This window comes from Scardovia wiggsiae, assembly GCF_051045985.1.
GTDB lineage: Bacteria > Actinomycetota > Actinomycetes > Actinomycetales > Bifidobacteriaceae > Scardovia > Scardovia wiggsiae.
Map to the genome: position 1 here is coordinate 1,298,067 of NZ_CP157350.1, position 20,708 is coordinate 1,318,774.

The window sequence follows — 20,708 nt, forward strand, 5'->3', positions numbered from 1 at the left end:
AGTAGATTCCTCCTATTATTTCTCTCAAAATGCTTCCATCAGAATTTGATAGATTTCTTCGTGCGACAATTTTTTACAGCACCCTGCCGTTACGTTCGTACTGTCCGCAACTGCCTGGAAGCACTGCGTGTCTGTAATCCCCATCTCCCGGAAGGTTGTTGGCAGTCCCATTTCCTTAATGAAGGCCGCCAAAGCGTCGATACCGGCCAGAGCCATTTCCGTTTCTGATTTACCGGAAGAATCAATATCCCAAACATGGGCGGCAAAGCGGGCAAAGCGGGACAGTCCTTCTTTGTAGATATGCCGGTAGAGAACCGGATGAATCACCGCAAGTCCCCGGCCATGATTGCAGTCGGTGTATGCCCCTAACTGATGCTCAATCTGGTGTGCCTGGAAGTCGGTAATTTTGCCAATCTTCAAAATGCTGTTTTCTCCCATAGCAGACGCCCACATCAGTTCGCTCCGGGCCTCGTAATTCTGCGGGTCATCCAGCAGGACACGCATATTGCGGATAACGCTCCGCATGATTGCTTCGTTCATATCATCGGACAGATTGTTTTCTTCCGGCTTGCCGAAATAGGTTTCCATGCAGTGACTGAGCGTATCAAAGGCCCCGGAGATTACTTGAGTCATAGGCAGGGACATCGTATAAGCGGGATCAAGCATGGCAATATCTGCCTGTGCGCCCAACAGCCCCGCCTTTATCTTCGTTGGTAATCACAGCGCCGTTATTCATTTCCGCACCTGTCCCGGATGCTGTGACAATGGCAATCATGGGTACAAAGCTGGACGGATAGGTATGATGCTCAAATTCCATCTTCCAAATATCCTCGTCCGTTTTTGCCTGTGCGGAGATAATCTTACAGCAGTCAATAACCGAGCCGCCGCCTACCGCAAGAATCGGATCAATCCCTTTTTCACGGACGAGCTTTGCGCCCTCCTGCACCTTTGCATAAGTTGGATTGGACATGATACCGGAAAATTCCGTTACCGTTTTTTCAGCAGCTTTCAGATAGCCCATAAGCTCTGTGTAAACACCGTTTTTCTTGATGGAGCCGCCGCCATAGGCGAGCATGACGTTGTTTCCGTACTGTTTCAGCAGACAGGTCAGGTATTCTTTTGCACAGCCTCTGCCGAAATAAACTTTGGTTTTGTTTTCAAAGATAAAATTGTTCATTCTGTGTTATCCTCCTATTTGTTCATTTGTTTTTCCCAAAAATCCACCGCATCATCAAGCCATCCCTCAGCGACTGTTCCTGTGCCAAGTCCAAATCCATGCCCCAGCCCTTCATACACATGAAACTCTGTGTCAATGCCAAGAGCAGACATCGCATTCAGGCGGTTCTGCATGGTACGCCAGCTTGCGATGCCATCACGATCCCCCACACAACTGTAGGTAGGCGGGTCATTCTGCGTATATTCGCTATGACCGGTATATTGAATGACTGCGGTTCCCGGTCTTGGCAATTCGTCCCCACCAAAGGCTGCGGGGCCGTAGGATGCAAGGTAAGCCGTCATCCGGCCACCAGCGGAACCGCCCCAAAGGGAGTAACAGTCGGTGTCTATTTCCAATTCCTCTGCGTTTTCAAAGATAAAGCTGATGGCTCTTGCTAAGTCCTCCACGGCGGTATCCCAACCGGGACGGTAAATGAGGGCAAAGGCATTGTAGCCTCTTTTCGATAATTCCAAAGCGTGGGGAAAACTGTCGTGCATGGCAGCCACATAGGCAAAGCCACCGCCTGCGTTGCATACGGCAAATCTTTCTCCGGGAGTTCCTTTGAAGAAGAACAGCCCTGTATTCTCCTTTTCAGGATCTGCGGCCTTTTCTTCTTCCGTGTAAATGTCATAGAAAATCGTGTCCCCGGCTTCGGCGTGAGATTTGAGATAATTTGCAATTTCCACTGTTTTATCCGCATCTATGTGGCTGTACCAGGTAAGGCTTAAACCGCCTAACGTGTCGCCTCCGTAATAGCCGCTGTCTACTGGGAAAATCAGTCTGCCGTAATCCCCAAAAGCAGGATCATTCATTACCTCGGATATTCTTGTATCTTTTGTATATGGTTCACTGACAGGTATTACTTGCAATGACGTTTCCTCCCGGTCACTCTGCGGCTGTGTCTGCTCCTGCGCTGCATCGACGCTTTCCACATCAGAAAGGCTATTGTCCGTATTCCCGTTCGCACTGCACGCGGCAAGGCATAGGAGCACGCAAAGAATCGAAATGCTCAGAAATAGGTTTCTCACTCTGCCACCTCCTTTCGCAAAGGATGCGCATCATATCTTTTCAGATAATTTTTTCGCTTCCGCCTCGTTTGTTGCCATGCCGACATACTCCATACCGTACATCCGGGCAAAACGGTTCATAGTGTACTCGGCCCTTTCCAGCATCCATTTTTCCGGGGCAGCGCCCTGAAACAGAAAGACAAATTTTCTTTCTCCCAGTTCTCCCTGACTCACCGGACCGTAAAAGCGGTCAATCAGGTTTCTGATCAAACCGCACATACTGTGCCAGTAAACAGGGGAACCGATCACAACGGTATCCGCCTCTTTCATACCTTCCAGAATTTCAGCAAACTGATCGTCCGCAAAGTTCTGCCCGTATCCGTACAGTCTATAATCCACCAAATGAAGCGTCCGGTAATCCTTTCCGTTCATCAGTGCGTTTGCCATGCGGGTGGTGTTCCCATTCTTGTTCGGGCTTCCATTGATAAATAAAATACTCATTTTGTATCCTCCTTGCAGTTTTGAAACCGGCTTATTCCGTGGTTCCTGCTTATATAATAAAAAAATCGAGGCTTCATCAGAAGTCTCGATTTGTTCATCAGTTATTACCCAAAGGTTATAACTATTTTTTCTATTTTACGACGCTTTTCGTTGCTGAAAGAAAGCGTTTCACCGATTCGGATGGGTGTGGAGAATAGAGCAAGCCGTATGGGATGCTGTAATCCCATTCCACAGGAATCACTTTCAAAAGCGGGTGTACATTTGCCCATCCCGGAATAGCCAGCAAAACATCATAACTGTTTTCACAGCGATTGAAAATATCCATATTGTAGAAATCAAAATCTACAACTTGAATCTTCGGGTGGTTTCGCCAAATGTCATCCCGGAGCTGATCTACATAATGGCTCCAGTCCCGGTGCATCAGAAGTAAGTTCTCACCATATAAATCCTGTATTTGTAGTTTATCCTTTCCTGCAAGCCTGTGGTGAATGGAAACGGCACAGCAAAAAGGTTCGCGGGATAGTTCCAGACCGGCGCACCTCCTTAAATCCAGCATGGTCTCATCAAAGATTCCTCCAACCACATCAATGTTTTTTCCCAGATTGGCTAAAATTTCACGGGCGTTTTCCGGCGTATTTTCATAGGGAACAATTTGAAATTTCAAATCGGGGCATTGTTCCTGAATTTGAGGCCAAATCTGCATCAAAAGCTGCGCCGGTGTCATAGGAGAAGTCCCAATGCGTATTACGGCATTATCTTCCTGCATCGCATTTTTCGCCCGCGTCACAGAGTCCTTACAGTATTGAATAATATATTTCGCATCTTGGTACAAAGATTTTCCCGCTTTCGTTAAAATCAGCCCTCGGTGTGTCCTCTCAAACAATTTCACTCCAATCGAATCTTCCAGAAGATTGATCTGCTTAATGACAGCCGTGGCCGTAATATAGGCTTCCTCCGCAGCCTTATTAAAACTGCCTGCATCCGCTACACGAAGGAAAGTTTCAAGTTGAGGATTGTACATCACGATCACCTCCCGCCTGTTTTTTATGTTTCCGACCGTCCAAAGGTGGCTCTTTGTCAACTGTAGTGGGTTGATAAAAAGTTACAACCTGGAGAGGACCAAATTGGTTCTCTCCTTTTTGATATTCAAAGCAATGAGAATTCTCGTTTTAAAATTTTCAAAGTCCCGGAAGCCAAAAGCATTTCGCTTAATGACTTTGATTAGGTTATTTGTGGCCTCAAGTTTTGCGTTTGAGCAGGGAAGTTCAAGTGCATTAATGATCTTATCCTGATCTCTCAAAAAGGTCCTAAAAATGGTCTGGAAGATAGGATTCACAGAAAAAATGGACTCTGTGATCAATTCAAAGAAATAGTCAGCGTGCTTCTCTTGAAAATGAAAGAGTAAAAGCTGATAGAGTCCATAGTGATCTCTAATATCTTGAGAGTAAGAGAGAAGTTTTTCAAGAATCTCTTTATTGGTTAAATGCGACCGAAATGTTGGACGATAAAATCGTTTACTGCTCAGCGTATAGTTATCCTGTTGAATGAGTTTCCAGTAACGTTTCAGTGCTTTATATTCGTGCGATCTCCTATCAAACTGATTCATAATTTTGATGCGTACGCGATTCATTGCTCGACTGAGATGCTGGACAATATGAAAGCGATCGAGAACGATTTTATAGTAAACGACAAAAGTAATTTTACTTAAAGCTACATAATGTTACAAGTTGCTGATTTGGTTTTGCCCAGGCTAGAAAGGCGTTTTCTACCGTTTCAGCAAGGTTTTTAATATTTGAGAAAAATACATTATGTGTATTTTCTCTACGAGTAATTCTCCAAACCTGCTCTATAGGGTTTAGGTCAGGAGAGTAAAGAGGCAATTTGACAAAAGCAACAGACTTTCGGATATCCTCATACTCTGGCTGTTCTTCTGTTTCAACCAAACGAATTACCTTTTTGTGCCATGGTGCGTTGCCCATTACCAGAGCATATCTCTTGCCTTCGGGCACCGGATGAGCAGTAATGAATTCACGTATTGACGCAATAACTGTTTCGTAGTTGAAACGAGCTGGCTTTGTCACAAATAGTTCGCCTGTATCAGGCCGCACAAATCCACTATAAGAAGCTTTTTGTCTCCCAGGAAACGATTTTGCCTTCGGAGCGCTGCCTCTTTTGTACCATCCAGAAGTAACTGTTGTTTGAATCTGGAAGTGGACTTCGTCCTGATATACAAGCAACTGTGAATCGTCTTGTTCTATTTCGTTTCGTTTTTTTTAAAGGTTTCCCGCTCCTTTGAATCCTCATATCCTTTGCTTGGATAGGGCTGAGGACGGATAAGCGAATAGCCTAACTGATGAAACAAACGTTGGCACTGGCGAACGCTGATATCAAGACCAAATTCCTTTTGAATGTGCTTGGAAAGGCTTGGTCCATCCCAAACTTTGAATCCATACTTATTAGGATCTGAATTCAAGGCTGCATCGATACTTGCCTTCTGCTCTTTGGTAAGTTTTGATGGTCTACCAGATCTTTCTTTTGATTTTAGCGCATCAAAGCCTTGCTCATCGGCAAGCTTAACCCAACCGGTAATGGCTTGTTTTGTTACACCAGCCATCTCACAGATTTGAGATGGCGGCAACCCGGAAAGAACCATATTTACGGTAAAGACACGAAAATAATAACGCGATTCATTTGACGACGACATAATTTCTTTACCTTGCCGAAGAAGTTCTTCCCGACCAACATTATATTTACGAGAGTTCATATCATGGCGCCTCCTAAAAGAAGTATACCATATATGACTTATTACTTCAAAGTAAAGTTATTTATGCCGTTAACTATAGTTTTCATCGACGCCTGCTGTTCAACAGCTTTTATCGTGGCAGGAGCCACACTATAGTGGCCAACGGTATGCTCAACAAGCTTTTTCACACTCTTGGGATTTAGCAGTAGCCGAATCGCAATCACAACCAAGGGAATGATACTTGGAAAATCTTTCCTAATCGGGGTCAAGACCTCATCACTGTCACTTTTAAACAGCCACAGCCTGATCGTTTCCCATATTTTTCTTCTGCTTTGCGTTTTCTCAGCAGTCCCAATGATTAAGGCTAATAAACTATGCGTTCTTACCCCTGGCTTCCCTACAGAAATATCGGGTTGTGAATCATTATTTTGGGCCAATTCTATCAAGAGTTTGGGAAAATTTACCCCTGCTTTATAAGCATTAGCCGGCTCGACCATTCTGGGATTGCATTCTATATAATAGAAGTGATGATTAAGGAAGATGAAATCCAATGTTAGACCACCATGCCATTTTAAATGATGTCCTAACTTCTCAATGTGTTCTCTTGTAACCTCAGAGTCTATACTTAATCTGGCAGCAGCTGAACCACCAGCACCAGACCCAACTTTTATACTAGAGTGCACGGCCAGTAATTTTCCACAGTTAAATACTGCTTGAACTTGACCATATTGCCCTACCATATCTTGCTGGGCCATCCAACTTTCACTGTCAAGCAAGTGAAGCTTTACTAGGCTTTTCAAATCAGCATCACTCGTGATTTTATAAACTGAGCGACCAGCCGTCCCATAATCGGCCTTGAGCCAATACGGATAGGGCAAGTGAATAGATTCCAGGTCGTTCACATACTCCCACTTGGGAACCGGCAAGCCTAACTTATCCGCAAGTTCAGCAAAAGCAATTTTTCCTACCACTTCCCGAAAAGTCTCTGATTCAGAAAGAGCCAGCAGTAAATCAGATGATAAGAGGGATTTTCCATTTGCTAAGAGCCACCCCTCTTCATGGGTTGGCAAGATAGCCTTATAGTCCTTCTCTTCTAGCAACTGATCAAGCTGCTTTAAATAGGTCAAAGGAGAACGATTCACATCAACTGTTGTAAGCATGTGCGTCAAGCGACTGAATGCCGCAATAGAAAACCTATCAGGAGATAGTACATCTACCTTATAGTTATCCGCCAGCAATACCGTGAGCGTTTCCCTTGAAGTTAGACTGGCTCCTTCTAAAAATAGCAATCTATCTTTCACTTTTATTCACCTCTTTTTACACTAATGGCTGCTAATCAGACAGTGGACAAGACTCGCTTTATAGTGCCTTGCTGCCGATGTCGGTTCGGTAAAAGAGGCCGTCTGTGTTTTGTTGGGCGATCTGGGCATAGATTTTGTCCTGGGCTGCTTTGACAGTGTCTGCTGTGGTGACCAGCATGTAGACACGGCCGCCATTTGACAGCAGAGCTTTGCCATTTTCAGCGAACTTAGCGCCTGCATAGTAGGTGATGATGTCGCCAGAAGTCTTTTCTGGCAGCTCCACGCCTTTTTCATAAGCTAGAGGGTAGCCCTCAGAGGCAACCACGACGCCCAGCGTCACGCCTTGTTCTGTCCAAGTGAGGTTTGGCTCCTTGCCATCCAGAATGTCGCTGATATTTTGCGCAAAATCGGAGGCAGGCGAGGCAGGATAATCGAGCTTAGAAATGACTTCTTTATGCGTTCCAGCATCAAGATAATCTAAGATAATAATATTTTTGTCATTCATTCCAAGTATGTTTGTGATAAAATTTAATTGTTCCATAAGATTCTTTCTAATGAGGGTTTGGTCACTTTTTCATTATAGGTCTTATGGGGCTTTTTTTCTACAAAAAATAGACTCCATAATCCCTACAGTAGTTTTACCCACTACAGAAATTATAGAGCCCAATATTTACGGACAAGTATCTCAGCGATCTGGACAGCATTAAGTGCTGCGCCTTTGCGGAGATTATCGCTGGCAATAAAGAACGACAACCCTCTGTGGCCGGCAGCTGACTGGTCCTCGCGGATCCTGCCGACAAAACTCGGATCTTTGCCGGCAGCATCAAGAGGGGTCGGGACATCCATAAGCCTTACTCCCGGAGCACAGGAAAGCACTTCACGCGCAGCAGAAGCGGTAACATCCCTGTCAAACTCGGCATTAACGCTCATGCCATGCGAAGTAAACACCCCTACACGTACGCACGTGCATGAGGCGCGCAGATCCGGAAGATGGAGGATCTTACGGCTCTCATTGCGCAGCTTCTGCTCCTCATCCGTTTCCCCGCTGCCGTCATCGGCCAGCGCACCAATAAAAGGGACGGCGTTAAACGCAACAGTTTTAACAACTTTTTCCGGGACCGGGAAATCAACGGCATGCCCGTCATATACTAATTTCTCCGCACCCTGTGCGACTGCACTCTCAGCTTCGGCTTCCAGCTGGCGGACCCCTGCACGGCCGGCTCCGGAAACAGCCTGATACGAGGAAACTATAAGCCGTTTCAGCCCAAAAGCCCTATGCAGGGCGTTTACCGCAGGCATGCAGGCCATAGTAGTACAGTTTGGGTTAGCAATGATCTTCCTGGGGATCACATCCAGGTCGTCCGGATTGACCTCGGACACAACAAGCGGCACATCATTATCCATCCGCCAGCATGATGAATTATCGACTACAAAAGCCCCGGCCTCAGCAAAGCGCGGCGCCCATATTTGTGAGGTACTGCTCCCGGCAGAAAAAATGGCTATATCTATACCAGACAGATCCGCTGTTTCAACGTCTTCGACCGTAATATTATGGCCCTCAAAGCTGATACTCTGTCCGGCCGACCGGGCAGACGCCATAAAACGCAGCGTTTTTACAGGAAAATCCCGCGAGGCAAGGATCTGTCGCATAACCATGCCAACCTGCCCGGTTGCGCCTAAAACAGCAAGATCAACGCCATGGCTGTGTACCTGGGTATATATCTGTCCGGTCTGCGGAACCACTATGCCGCCTCGATCCTTTTTGCCTCATTTACTTTTACCGTCTTTATCATCCCTGCTGCCCCTGCCATCCCTGTCACCTTCCCGAACCTGCATACACAATTGCCTGGGTGCCTTCTGAGTCGAGGCCGAAGGCAGTATGCACAGCGCGCACACCGCAGGCGAGCATATCAAGCGGGATAATGGCCGATATCCGGATCTCGGAGGTCGAGATCATAAGCACATTGATGCCTTCCCGGCTCAGGGCCTCAAAAAATTGGGCAGTGACCCCGGGATGGGTTTTCATCCCTACCCCTATCAGGGAAACCTTTCCGACAGAAGGGTTAACATCGGCGGAGCTGTATCCCAGCTGCCCTTTAGCCGATTCAGCCAGTTCCCTGACTGTACCGATCTGGGCTTCGGGGAAAGTGATGGAAATATCTGCTGTCCGGGAACCATTATCATTGCGGCCAAGTGCCTGGACTACCATATCAATGTTGACGCCGGCCTTGGCAAACTGTGCGAATACATGTGCCGCGAGGCCCGGTTCGTCAAGTATCCCCCGCAGCGTTACCAGAGCCTCCGAAGAATCATGGGCTACGCCTGAAATAACAGGGGATTCAGGACCCTGAAGATCCGGGAAGATATCCCCAAGGGACCCGCCGGATACGCCCTTCAGGCCTCTGCCTGAAACTTTTTTCAGATTTTTGTTTGGATCTTTACTCAAGTTTTCGCCCAGACCCTTATCCATGCCCTCATCCGGGCCTCTGCCTGCGGACCCGTCTGTACTCTCGGCCATACCCTCAATCATCCCGCCGGACAAACTTTGAGCACTGGAAGCATCTTCGCGGCTGTCCCCGTATCCTGTATATCCCATATATCCTGCCTCGTTTATCTGTATTTATCTGTATATCTATACTTGCCTGTATCTGCCTGTTTTCCTTTTACCATTTTATCCTCCTGCGCACCGTATTCAAGCGTGTCTCCGGCAATGACACCAGGACCCGGCTCAGCGCCTGAACCATATCTGCCTGGGATGCTCCCCGCAACAAGGGTCCCGGGATCATGGGAGAAGGAACTGCGGACATGTATCGGCATGCCGAACCGCCGGGCATATTCCACACAGCGCAGAGCCAGTACTTTAGATCCTGACGCCGCAAATTCAAGCATCTCCTCATACGATATATGCCGGATGCACTGTGCAGCCGGAACGATACGCGGGTCAGCAGTAAAGATACCGTCCACATCGGTATATATTTCACAGACATCCGCGCCAAGGGCAACAGCAAGGGCAACAGCAGAAGTATCGGATCCGCCCCGTCCGAGGGTAGTTGTGTCGCCGCGTGAATTGATGCCCTGGAAACCCGCAACGATTGCAGCCCGCCCCTCATCCAGCGCGCGGGATACCCGCCCGGGCCTCACTGCGCGTATATGTGCTGCGCCATACCGGGCATCGGTGAGGAAGCCCGCCTGCTGCCCGGTGAACGATGACGCCCGGTGCCCCAGGGAATGGATCGCCATCGCCAGCAGGCTCATGGAGATGCGCTCACCAGCAGTCATCAGCATATCAAGCTCACGCGCTGGAGGGTCAGGATCAATACCTGATGCCCGGTCAATAAGCTCATCAGTAGTATCCCCCATTGCAGACACGACGACTGCTACCCGGTTCCCCGCCTCCATCGTTTCAACAACACGACGGGCAACACGTTTGATCGAATCAGCATCAGCAACGGAAGATCCGCCATACTTCTGTACGATAAGAGACATTGCACCCAGCCTGCCTTAAACTTCCCGCCTGCCTGCAAGCGCCCTTCCAAGTGTGATCTCATCGGCATATTCAAGATCAGACCCCATAGGCAGACCGCTTGCCAGCTGCGTAAGGGTGATCTGCGTCGGAGCCAGAAGCCTGCTTAAATAAGTAGTCGTCGCCTCGCCCTCAATATCCGGGTTAAGGGCAAAAATAATCTCGGCAACATCCTTATTCTCATCCTTTTTCAGCCTGTCAAGCAGTTCAGCAATCTTGAGGTCCTGCGGGCCAATATTGGACATAGGGTCTATCGCGCCGCCCAGCACATGGTATACGCCCCTGTATTCATGGGTACGTTCAATGCTCATAATATCTTTGGGCTCCTGGACAACACAGATTTTTGTACGGTCACGGCGAGGGTCAGCGCATATAGTACACGGGCTTTTTTCACAGACATTCCCGCATATCTCACAGAACTGTACTTTCTGTCTCATGGCAGTTATTGATTCAGCGAGGCCCTGCGCATCTTCCTGGCTCACTGACAGCAGATAAAATGCTATCCTCTGCGCCCCTTTCGGCCCGATTCCCGGCAGGTCTGCGAACCTGTCTATAAGGTCCCGGATCGCTCCTTCATATGCAGCTGGCATTATCTTTACTCGCCTTCACCATTATGGGGTTCTATTGTTTCCACGCTTTTTGCATCGAACATACGTGCAACTTCAGCCACTGTCATCTTACCCTGGCCGTCTACATGCTTATCGTCGTCAGCATAATCTGCCTGCTGCACAGCTTCGCTCTGCGAAGTTTTAGCTTTACCCGTATTTGCAGTGCTGCCACCATCAGTACTGCGGGGAGTATTTGCACTGTCCGCAGCATCTGTATCTGAGGAGGCTGCAGCCCGGGAGCTGCCTGCAGGCTTTACTGCGCCTGCATCAGCTTCCGTATTTTCCCCGGTATCCGCGTTTATACTGCCCGCAGGAGATAAGCCGCCGCGGCGCGGTCCATACTTATGTGTTCCCGCAGAACCCGCCTTTGCAGGAGCAGAAGACGCCACACTGGTTCCCTTTTTCCGCTGCACGGCATCCTGCGGCTTCGCCACCGGCGTATCCCATGGATCTCCGTCCTCATCCTGCACATCTTCCATCTCTGTGGGGGACGCCTTGCCGGGCTGGGTATTGCTGCTGTTCCGGGAAACGGGGGAAGCGTCCCCGGCCCCGGTCTGAGCCATAGCCATTGCCGCAATCTGTGCTTTGACCTTCTGCTGTTCCTTGTCGCTCATACGGGATATCGGGGTAACGGTATCCCCCGAGGCAGTGAGCTTATCCGGCTGTGCCTTAACGCCCTTGCCAAATACTTCTTCGCATTTATCCTCAATGATATCCCTTACTTTAGTGCGGCCATTGATCCCCTGCTTTGCCACGCCAAGTGCAAAGGCATGCTGGCTGAGCGGGTCTGCGAACCTCAGGACGATCCTGTGCATATCCCCCCTCGCAAGTACTCCCACATGAGGGATATGGGTTTCATTAACATACGCCTGTATATCCTGCGGGAGCCCTGCGACCAGAGCCTTCCACTGGCGCGCTACTGCGTCAGGCGTAAATAACGACGCATCGGCCGGCCCCGTCTGCTCCGGTGAACTGCTGGAACTACCCGGGCTGTCTGACCTGTCTGAGATATTAGGGCTGTCAGAATCGCCTGAGCCGTTTGCGTCATGGAAGCCATTCGTGCTGTCTGGCCTATTCGAGCCTTTCAAGCCGCCGGAACTCTCCACACTGCTGCCGGTATCCTCCTGACCGGCATTTTCCGGATCCCGTACCCCACCGTTATAAGGACGCCCGGAAACAGGCCGGTCCTGGCCAGGGAGCGCGGCAGGCCCGGCAGCCGGCGAGCCCGTCTGCTGTTTTATACGGTTTGAGTATTCCTGCGGCCTCACATATCCGCGGCGCGGATCCGTATTCGCCCCGGCAGGCCTCTGCTGGACGCGGGGAGCCTCTTTCGCCCCCGGCTGTGCAGATGCGCTGGTATCGGAGCCGGACGGCACCATACTCTGACCGCCGTCCCCGGCAGGACCGCGTCCGGGGACCAGTAGCTGCGCAGCTAACAGTTCCAGCCTCATACGCGGCGATGTAGCGCCTGACATGCCCGCCAGAGCATCGTTGATAATTTCGGCTATAGAAGTCAGCCGCACAAGCCCAAGTTCCTGAGCCTGCCTGTGGAGCGCCTCCTCACTTCCTGCCCCCGTATCGCTGCTGAGTACAGACCGGGCATTATCCCCTGCCAGGGTGAGTACAAGCAGATCCCGTACCCGTGAAAGGAGGTCCTCCACAAATTTTCTGGGGTCAAAACCCCCTACAACAACTTTTTCAACAACATCATACAGGCGTGCACCATCACCGGCACATACCGCATCAACAGCATCAGAGATAAGGGTATCGGGAGTGTACCCCAGGAGTGCAACTGCCGAATCATAGGTGATCTTATTGCCGGCAGCACCTGCCATCAGCTGGTCAAGCACAGACAGAGTGTCCCTTACAGAACCGCCGCCTGCGCGCATGGTAAGCTTAAGCACGCCATTTTCGGGAGCGATTTTCTCCTGCCTGCATACCTCCTCAAGGTACGGTGCCATTACTTCAGGCGGAACCAGACGGAAAGGATAATGGTGAGTACGTGAACGTATAGTCCCTATAACCTTATCCGGTTCAGTAGTGGCAAAAATAAACATAACATGCTCAGGGGGTTCTTCCACAACTTTAAGCAGGGCGTTAAAACCCTGCTGGGTCACCATATGGGCTTCGTCCAGGATAAAGATCTTGTAGCGGTCCCGGGTCGGGGCAAAACCTGCCCGCTCACGCAGTTCACGGGCGTCATCGACACCGTTATGGCTTGCAGCGTCGATCTCAATAACATCAACAGAGCCAGGCCCATTTGCCGCAAGGTCCCTGCAGCTGTCGCACTTCCCGCAGGGATGGCTTGTGGGGCCTTCCGCACAGTTGATGCACCGGGCCAGGATACGCGCAGAGCTTGTTTTGCCGCAGCCGCGAGGGCCGGAAAACAGGTAGGCATGGGTCAGCCTGCCCTCATCAAGAGCACGTTTCAGAGGGATGGTTACCTGATCCTGGCCAACGACGCCATCAAATGTATCCGGACGGTAACGCCTATAAAGTGCAAGTGCCATACCACTAGGCTATCCATTTCTTGAGACACAATCGACAGGCCCGGCTTTGGCTTTCGCGTGGATACGGGGAAGGAACCGGAAAAATGGCGAAACACCCGTTTCCGCGGTAACATCACTATCCCTGACTATACATCCGGTAAGGTCTGCATGGTTATTACGGGCCGCAGCATCTGCCGACAGGCAGGCCTCCCCTCTCGATACAGCACCTTTATCCTGTATATACATGGCTCCCGCCAGCGCCGCATGGTCTGCTGCTGTCTGAGCCTGGGAACGGGCTATAAAGGCACTGCCCAGAACGGCGGCCAGGAACAGGCCTGCTGCAGCAAGCGCAACAAGGCCTATCCCGGCAGCACTGCCGCTCCCTCTGTCACGGCCGCGGCCCCGGGGAGTCCCAGCCGGCCGCCTGAAGCAGCCGCACACTTCCTGCTCAGGTGTTTCACTTGCCTGGACCCTGGTGGTTGCCGGATCACTCATAGCTATCACCAGCCTTTACTGCATACGCATGGCCGTGCAGGGATGCAGGGAAAATATGCAGCGGCCCCGGGCCAGCGGGGCATGTTACATCTATACGTACCGCCTGCGCATCTTCCGATATGGCGACTGATGCATATGTGCCTGCATGCCGCCGGGCCGCTGAAATAATTCGGGTATCCTGCCCGCGGACCCCATGGGCCGTGCTGAGGGTCTGTGCAACACGCGCTGCATCCCGTGCCGCATCCTGACATCCTACCTGCACCGCTGCCAGCCTTGTAAGCACAAGTATCAGCATGGCAATAACGATAACCGCAGGAAGCATGACGGCGAATTCTGCGGTCACAGTCCCCCTGTCACTCCGGCAGGCGCCATGGCACCGCAGCAAGCCGCAACGCCGGCGCATTTTACAGGAAACCTGCGTCTGCACTGTACTGCACTGCCGGCAATGGCAGCGCGGGCAGCGGCTCCGGGGACAGCGGCAGGGAAGGTCCGGGTTACTTAATGGATAACGCACTTTTCACCAGATTTGTCAGGACTACCCTTACAGCATCAGACTTCAGGATAGCGACCAGGACACCTGCAAAGCCTGTCGCTGCTACCAGGACTATTGCGTATTCAGCTGTCGCCATACCTTCTTCAGGCTTATCCAGTACTGTACGGGCACGGGCATCAGCCATGCACACGGCTTTTGCAATTTTCTCCGGCAGCGGTTCCCTGATACCTGTACCGGAAAGCCCCTGAGAGGCTTTCATCCCTGTTGTAATAAATTCCATAGTTCTTCCTTTGCTTGCTGCCCCGGATACGTATGGCCGGGGGTTCTGTATATTGCCGTATCGCATGCAGGCAGGTATAGCCCTGGTTTTCCAGTATGTCCTGCCTGGTGCGGTATATACAGTATGCTCGCATAAGCTGCGCAGCAGGATATATTTACAGCAATGTGGTCGAATGTGGATAACATGGGATATTTTTTGCATCCATACAGCACGGCATCCGTACTCTCCGCATCTGCACCAGATGACGCAAGCGCATAAACCATTCCTACCGCGGGAACCCGTACCCGCTGTATCCGCTGTACCCACCACAGCCAGCACACCAGAGCCCTTTCCTATCCGCCGCCGACGATGCCGGAGTCAGTTCCACATAGTGCTTACCCATGTGGCAAGGGATGGGATCACAGTCAGGGCCACAAAGGCAGGAAGGAAACACAGGCCTAACGGCAGCAGCACTTTTACTGACAGGGTATGCGCAGCATCGTCCACCGCACGCAGCTCACGGCGGCTGGCCTCATCAATAGCCGTTTCAATCCTTATCAGCGGCGAAGCCCCATGCCTCCATGACGGTTCCAGGACCTTCCTGATAAGAGCACATATCTGGCTGTCAATATCATTTAAGGTTATTGCAGGCGTACCCCATGCATCATCCCATGACTGGCCTTTGCACAGGCTTGAAGAAACGGCTGCAAAACACCGCCCGCAGCCATCGCCCATAACGGATCCGACAGCTTCCAGCGCCCGCGGTATTGAGGACCCCTGCTGTATAGCAACAGCAAACATTTCAAGGATCAGCTGGACTGGAAAAACCGGTGCAGCAAAAGCGGACTGGCCCTGATACCCCCATCCGGTCATACCGGGCACATTCAGCAGATCCGGCAGGCCCGCCGGATTCCGGATTCCATAAGCTGCGGAGGGTTTCTCATAAGCAGATACAGCCTTGCTGTTATCTGCTGCCGCATGCAGCTGCCGGATGCGTGTTACCGCTGCTTCCGCCCTCCTGCCTGTGCTGCAGCGCAGGGCAGCTGCACAGGATACCATACAGCCCGCGCATACCGATATGACCAGAATTAAGAAAAAATACGTCACGTCAGATATTCCACACTTTCTTTCTGGAAATGGCGGATCAGCGATTTTACCCATACAGCCCCGATCCCATAAAAAACACCTGCGCCGGCCAGGCATGACCATCCGACCGGTGTTGTAAACAGGACAGCGAAAGGCTGCGAACCTGATGCCTGTGCTCCGAGAAGGATAAGGGCAGGAAGTGCCAGCAGGATCTTAAGCGTCATACGGGGTACTGCAAGCGCTGAATGTTTCCTGTCTTCAACAGCAGTGAACCGTTTATGGTCTGCCGATACTGATTCAAGGCATTTCGCAGCGGCACATCCCAGTACGGCACTCAGCTCGCAGGCGGATGAGAGCTGAAATGATACCCTTGCACAATATGGCTGAGACCCGCTGCATCTGCGCCTGAGCATAGTAAAGATACGCGAGGGGGTGATCTGCGGGACCGCGAAAGAGCTTCCGCCAGCTTCTTCGCATGCTTCCACCAGGCTGCTCCCATTCTTTACCAGTGAGATAAGCTCAGAAATAATATCCGCAATATCCTGCCGGCCGCGGGACTTTCCCGGACGGCCTGAAGTATCTATGCCTCTTCCTGCAATATTTCTTCCGGTATGCCTGCTGATGGCGGCCAGACGCAGATCGGGAGTATCCCTCCACAGCACCAGGACCTGTACAGCACATAAAACGGCCACACTATATATCCACCCTTCTGCGCTCATATCCCCTCCATCCCCACAATACTGCGCCGGACAGCCGGCAGCACAGTTGTGCAGTCCATGAGCTGGCAGCCGGTATCACACTGTATATTGCCGACCCCTGTGCCGGCCCGCCGGGATGCCCACGGCCCCCACCCTGAGCTGTACCACGGCTCGCCCTTCCCGTCCCATCGCGCCATTATACGACCTTCAAGATTATCCCTGCCGTCAACACAGCAATATCCTATCTGGGATATGAACCTCTTCCCTTTGACACGCGACATATGGATAATGCAGTCAAACGCATCCTGGGCCATAAGCGCCGTAGCCTGCGGCTGTATTCCGGCGAGCAGGCCCAGGGCTGAAAACCTGGCCGGGATACGGTCAATACTGTCAGCATGGATAGTGACCATACCTCCCCGATGCCCCGAGTTGAAAGCACGCAGCAGATCAGAGATCTCCTCCCCGCGACATTCCCCGAGAACAATACGGTCGGGCCGCATGCGTACCGTCGCTTTCACAAGGTCTTCCAAAGTCACTGCCCCTGCCCCTTCGATGTTTGGCTCACGGACTACAAGCGATTCGCAGTGTTTATGCGGTACTGACCCAAGTTCGCGGATCTCTTCAACTGTAACGATCCGTTCACCCTCGCCGCAGTACCCGAGAAGGGCTTTGAGCAGCGTGGTTTTCCCTGATCCTGTACCGCCGCTGATAAGGATAGTGGACCGTGTTTCAACGAAACCCTGTAAAAGGCTTTTCCACTGCCTGGGGCAAGTACCATTGGCGCATAAATCATCAAGCGTTGCGCGGGACAGGTCCGGGAACCTTATTGAGATTGCCGCCCCTTGGGAAACGATCGGCGCTATAACAGCATGGATACGTACCCCGTCAGGAGTGGAAGCATCAGCGATAGGGCAGGAATCGTCAAGCCTCCTGCCCAGCTGCGCGCACAGCCTGACCGCAAAATCACGCATAACCTGCGGCGACTTCAAACCCGAGTCTACAAACCTTTCATGCATACCATCGCCATTGTCAGCCCAGACCCTTCCGTCACTTGTGACGGCTATATCCGTAACGTGAGGTTCTGCCGCAATCAATTCGAGAGGCCCTAAAAGCAATGCCATTACTTCCTGCCTCCCTGTGCGGGACTATACCCGCTGCCATCAGCTCTATTTCCGCCGGATACACTATTCGGATCCGGGCTATATCGGCTGCCTGCCGCATCATCATCAGCACTGCCGTCTGTGTGGCCGTCCGCATCACCCCTGCTGCCGGTATCCGGGTACCAATGCTGCAGTGTCTTTCTGGAAAGTGTTTCAAAAATAGGGCGGTACGCTCCGGGGATATCTTCTATCCCCCTGCCTTCCCGTATGCTGATATCTACCGTCCTGATCCTGTGCAGCGGCCCCAGCACATCAGACCGTAAAAGGCTGCTGGCCTGCTCAACAGAAACAGCGCCCCGAACGCCCGAAGCCCTGCCCGCAGAAAACATCCCTCTTCCCGCCGTTTTCCCGATCCCCGGGCTGACTCCAATAATATCAGGCTGTAAAGCATATGTATGCGCAGAAAACCTGTCAACAGCTGTTTTAGTACGGATAAGCCCCAAGACAGTCAGTTCTGCGAGGAAGACTACAGACACGTTTTTCCTGTTGCCTACTGCCTCCCAGATATGGAGCCAGTCCTGTGCCTGTGAAGATGATGTGCCGGTACCGTCGCAGTAAGCTTGAAGCCCCCGTATAATAGCGGTATTAGTGCTGCAGTCGCATATGACTGAATCCGCCTGTGTACACACAGCTGATATAACGGCAGATATCTCCCACCATTGATGCGGGGCAGCACACCAGGTATCAGCACTGAGTACAGGGCATCCGTCCCACTGCAGCATTTCCCGTATAAGCGCCGGTCCGTCGATCATACCAAGCGGGGCATCAATACCGGACCAGCGCAGCCCCTCATCCTGTTCCAGCCCCAGAAGGATATCCATACCGCCCCGGGAGAGATCCAGGTCAAGCAGCACCACACGCTGCCCTTCCTGCATAAGATGGTATGCAAACATGGCTGCTGTAGCAGTCGTCCCGCATCCTCCGGAGCTGGAAGAAAAAAGGTGGATACGGGCTCCGTCATATGCTTCCCTGCCGAATCTGCCGGCAGAAGCTGCATGGTCCATATCACGGGTCCGCCTGCCCAGCGCTGATGCGGGCATGTAATACTGTCCATCGTCATGTCCCCCTGCAGCTCCGCCGTTTCCCGCAGCACTGGTATCCGGGCCGGCGGTCTGCTGTCTGGTCGCCGGCATCTTCAGCGGCGCGGGAAAAGATGCAGGCGAAGATGCAGTTAAGGGTGAGGACGAAGGCATAGGCGAAGCCGCGGAAGAGGCCGCGGGTGCCGTTGCCCTGTATTCCGGATTCAGCTGGACCATACTGTTATTGAACCGGAAAACTATACGGGCACAAAACCATACATACCAGTGTGGTTAAATATGCCGAAAGCCGCAGGTTTTCCACACTCAGGCCCTCCGCCAAAAGGCAAAATTAATTGTGAAGATTCGGTGTTTCGATTTTTCTTTTTTACCTTTATGATGCATAATAAAAGTACAAGCAAAACAGAACAGTGGAAGCCCACAAAAGCTAGATCACATAAGGTCAAAGGTTGGGCGGATTATATGAGACTTACCGCCATGACGAGGATGTTGTGCGAGATTTCCACTCATTGTTAGCTTGTAAAGCCAGTTCTTCGGAGCTGGCTTTTTTATTCCCGTATTTTACCGCCTAATACATACCCATACTCTATATACTCAGATATTCAGGGAGGCAAAATCCTGCAGCATAAATGCTTCTGCGATAATAGACTTCCTTAATGCAGAGATCGACTGTGATTCATTGGGGCTATGCGCATTGGACTGCGGGTCCTCCGGCCCTGTCACCAGGACCTGGCACTCCGGGAAAAGCCTGAGGAATTCGGGGATGAAGGGGATGGACCCGCCCTGCCCCTGGTTTACGGGCCCTGCCTCAAATGCATCTGCAAGTGCCTGCTGCGCATACGTGCTCACTGCGGATCCTGCTTCCATTGCCCAGCCCTGTCCGGCATCAACAGCTTCCCATGTTACTTCGCTGCCGAACGGCGCATGCTCCACAAGGAACCGGCCCAAAGCCTTCTGCGCCTCAACAGGGTCCTGGCTTGGTGCCGTACGCATAGACAGGCGGAACCGCGTGCTGGGAGCCATAACATTGAAGGATCCTTCCACGGGATGAGCATCAAAGCCTATCACAGTCACGCTGGGTTTGACCCATACACGTGAAGCCAGCGAGCCTGTCCCCGCAAGTTTCACGGACGGCAGCACGGCAGCATCCTGGCGCCACTGCGCTTCATCTATATCTTCCTGCAGCCCACCAACTACTTCCTGCGATTCGACCCCCGGGACAGCAAGCTCCCCGCTGGGGCTGTACATAGTGCTGATAAGCAGTGCAGCGGCAGTATTTGCATCAAGGACAGGGCCGCCAAAAACACCGGAATGGCGGGGATGCTCAAGCATTTTTACCGTAACATCAATTGCAGCATTCCCGCGAAGCGATGTCGTCAGGCTTGGCACAGTGTCAGACCAGTTGCCCGAATCAGCAACAATCATGATGTCGGCATCGAAATCTTCAGGATGCGATCTGACAAAGGGGATAAAACTGTTGGATCCCATCTCCTCTTCGCCCTCAATAAACAGCTTGACATTCACGCCGAGCCCTTCGCCAAGGATCTTCAGCGCCCCAAGATGGATAGCAATTCCCGCGCCGTCATCAGAGGATCCCCGGCCATACAGGCGGTCGCCCTTAACCGTACCGGTAAAGGGGTCAGTCTCCCACACACCGTCATCATCAGGCGCAGGCTGCACATCATGATGAGCATAAAGCAGGACGGTCGGTGCTGACGGGTCAACAGTTTTTGAACCGATGACTTCCCATGCACCCGGAGTCCCGTCAGGGTTCTGCGACTGGACGACATCCGCCTTTACGCCTGCAGTCTCCATAGCATCAGCAACGAACTGCGCATCGTCTTTCATGGCCTGTGAATCCACACCCTGCGCAGAAACCGCACGCATTGCAATTTTCCTGTTAAGGAAGCTGATAACATCATCCATGCCGGCCTCAGCGGCAGCCCGGATGCGGTCACGGTCTATAGCCATAATTCCTCCATACGCACGTTACTGTGTCCCAATCCGTGTCAGCTATCAATGTAACAATGCCGCAGTACTTTTACTGGAAACACGGGGCTGCAGCATGCAGCACGCATGGAAGCCGGAAGCA

Annotated in this window: 22 protein-coding genes and 2 pseudogenes; all 24 read right to left on the bottom strand. The window is 51.6% G+C overall.

The features are described from left to right. Window positions 1-24 precede the first annotated feature (24 nt). On the bottom strand, window positions 25-690 hold the full coding sequence (locus ABKA16_RS05505) for an iron-containing alcohol dehydrogenase (protein WP_007148230.1): 666 nt from the start codon (window positions 688-690) through the stop codon (window positions 25-27). Continuing rightward, window positions 659-1,177, bottom strand: a complete 519-nt coding sequence (locus ABKA16_RS05510) for an iron-containing alcohol dehydrogenase (RefSeq protein WP_007148229.1) — start codon at window positions 1,175-1,177, stop codon at window positions 659-661. Before ABKA16_RS05510 ends, ABKA16_RS05505 begins: the two co-directional genes overlap by 32 nt. Window positions 1,178-1,191: 14 nt before the next feature. Beyond that, window positions 1,192-2,148 (bottom strand): alpha/beta hydrolase, encoded by a 957-nt coding sequence (locus ABKA16_RS05515; protein ID WP_231198112.1) that lies wholly within the window; start codon window positions 2,146-2,148, stop codon window positions 1,192-1,194. 126 nt (window positions 2,149-2,274) lie between these two features. Next, window positions 2,275-2,724, bottom strand: a complete 450-nt coding sequence (locus ABKA16_RS05520; protein ID WP_381000235.1) for a flavodoxin family protein — start codon at window positions 2,722-2,724, stop codon at window positions 2,275-2,277. 130 nt (window positions 2,725-2,854) lie between these two features. Further along, window positions 2,855-3,745: a LysR family transcriptional regulator gene (locus ABKA16_RS05525; RefSeq protein ID WP_007148226.1), complete on the bottom strand. Its 891-nt coding sequence runs from the start codon at window positions 3,743-3,745 to the stop codon at window positions 2,855-2,857. Window positions 3,746-3,826: 81 nt separating this feature from the next. Beyond that, window positions 3,827-4,402: pseudogene (locus ABKA16_RS05530) on the bottom strand (transposase); the annotation flags it as partial. A 22-nt stretch (window positions 4,403-4,424) separates the two neighbouring features. Next, the gene (locus ABKA16_RS05535) at window positions 4,425-4,961 is read right to left on the bottom strand and encodes an IS630 family transposase (protein WP_081482452.1); all 537 of its coding nucleotides are present in this window, start codon (window positions 4,959-4,961) and stop codon (window positions 4,425-4,427) included. A gap of 17 nt (window positions 4,962-4,978) precedes the next feature. Then, complete coding sequence (locus ABKA16_RS05540) at window positions 4,979-5,488, bottom strand: helix-turn-helix domain-containing protein (RefSeq protein WP_007148223.1); 510 nt, start codon at window positions 5,486-5,488, stop codon at window positions 4,979-4,981. A 41-nt stretch (window positions 5,489-5,529) separates the two neighbouring features. Continuing rightward, window positions 5,530-6,768 (bottom strand): hypothetical protein, encoded by a 1,239-nt coding sequence (locus ABKA16_RS05545; RefSeq protein ID WP_007148222.1) that lies wholly within the window; start codon window positions 6,766-6,768, stop codon window positions 5,530-5,532. Between the two features lie 58 nt (window positions 6,769-6,826). Then, window positions 6,827-7,108, bottom strand: coding sequence for a phosphoribosylglycinamide synthetase C domain-containing protein (locus ABKA16_RS05550; RefSeq protein ID WP_394957073.1), 282 nt, complete (start codon window positions 7,106-7,108; stop codon window positions 6,827-6,829). An 81-nt stretch (window positions 7,109-7,189) separates the two neighbouring features. After that, window positions 7,190-7,309, bottom strand: a pseudogene (locus ABKA16_RS05555) (phosphoribosylglycinamide synthetase C domain-containing protein); the annotation flags it as partial. 113 nt (window positions 7,310-7,422) lie between these two features. Continuing rightward, window positions 7,423-8,511 carry an aspartate-semialdehyde dehydrogenase gene (locus tag ABKA16_RS05560; protein WP_007148220.1) on the bottom strand — a complete coding sequence of 363 codons (1,089 nt, stop codon included), beginning with the start codon at window positions 8,509-8,511 and terminating at the stop codon, window positions 7,423-7,425. A gap of 73 nt (window positions 8,512-8,584) precedes the next feature. Next, on the bottom strand, window positions 8,585-9,166 hold the full coding sequence (locus tag ABKA16_RS05565; protein ID WP_029246284.1) for an ACT domain-containing protein: 582 nt from the start codon (window positions 9,164-9,166) through the stop codon (window positions 8,585-8,587). A 212-nt stretch (window positions 9,167-9,378) separates the two neighbouring features. After that, the gene (locus ABKA16_RS05570; protein ID WP_007148218.1) at window positions 9,379-10,254 is read right to left on the bottom strand and encodes an aspartate kinase; all 876 of its coding nucleotides are present in this window, start codon (window positions 10,252-10,254) and stop codon (window positions 9,379-9,381) included. A 15-nt stretch (window positions 10,255-10,269) separates the two neighbouring features. Continuing rightward, window positions 10,270-10,881 carry a recombination mediator RecR gene (recR, locus tag ABKA16_RS05575; protein ID WP_381000231.1) on the bottom strand — a complete coding sequence of 204 codons (612 nt, stop codon included), beginning with the start codon at window positions 10,879-10,881 and terminating at the stop codon, window positions 10,270-10,272. 5 nt (window positions 10,882-10,886) lie between these two features. Then, complete coding sequence (locus ABKA16_RS05580; RefSeq protein ID WP_007148216.1) at window positions 10,887-13,409, bottom strand: DNA polymerase III subunit gamma and tau; 2,523 nt, start codon at window positions 13,407-13,409, stop codon at window positions 10,887-10,889. 9 nt (window positions 13,410-13,418) lie between these two features. Beyond that, window positions 13,419-13,883, bottom strand: coding sequence for an Rv3654c family TadE-like protein (locus ABKA16_RS05585; RefSeq protein WP_007148215.1), 465 nt, complete (start codon window positions 13,881-13,883; stop codon window positions 13,419-13,421). Beyond that, on the bottom strand, window positions 13,876-14,226 hold the full coding sequence (locus ABKA16_RS05590) for a TadE family type IV pilus minor pilin (protein WP_017147325.1): 351 nt from the start codon (window positions 14,224-14,226) through the stop codon (window positions 13,876-13,878). The genes ABKA16_RS05585 and ABKA16_RS05590 overlap by 8 nt, the downstream gene beginning before the upstream one ends. A 151-nt stretch (window positions 14,227-14,377) precedes the next feature. Further along, the gene (locus ABKA16_RS05595; RefSeq protein WP_381000604.1) at window positions 14,378-14,635 is read right to left on the bottom strand and encodes a DUF4244 domain-containing protein; all 258 of its coding nucleotides are present in this window, start codon (window positions 14,633-14,635) and stop codon (window positions 14,378-14,380) included. Between the two features lie 378 nt (window positions 14,636-15,013). After that, the gene (locus ABKA16_RS05600; RefSeq protein WP_017147323.1) at window positions 15,014-15,694 is read right to left on the bottom strand and encodes a hypothetical protein; all 681 of its coding nucleotides are present in this window, start codon (window positions 15,692-15,694) and stop codon (window positions 15,014-15,016) included. Window positions 15,695-15,738: 44 nt separating this feature from the next. Beyond that, complete coding sequence (locus tag ABKA16_RS05605) at window positions 15,739-16,440, bottom strand: hypothetical protein (protein ID WP_007148211.1); 702 nt, start codon at window positions 16,438-16,440, stop codon at window positions 15,739-15,741. Continuing rightward, on the bottom strand, window positions 16,437-17,540 hold the full coding sequence (locus ABKA16_RS05610) for a CpaF family protein (RefSeq protein ID WP_381000228.1): 1,104 nt from the start codon (window positions 17,538-17,540) through the stop codon (window positions 16,437-16,439). Before ABKA16_RS05610 ends, ABKA16_RS05605 begins: the two co-directional genes overlap by 4 nt. Then, window positions 17,540-18,835 carry a hypothetical protein gene (locus ABKA16_RS05615; RefSeq protein ID WP_381000226.1) on the bottom strand — a complete coding sequence of 432 codons (1,296 nt, stop codon included), beginning with the start codon at window positions 18,833-18,835 and terminating at the stop codon, window positions 17,540-17,542. Before ABKA16_RS05615 ends, ABKA16_RS05610 begins: the two co-directional genes overlap by 1 nt. A gap of 375 nt (window positions 18,836-19,210) precedes the next feature. Beyond that, complete coding sequence (locus ABKA16_RS05620; RefSeq protein ID WP_381000224.1) at window positions 19,211-20,587, bottom strand: dipeptidase; 1,377 nt, start codon at window positions 20,585-20,587, stop codon at window positions 19,211-19,213. Window positions 20,588-20,708 lie beyond the last annotated feature (121 nt).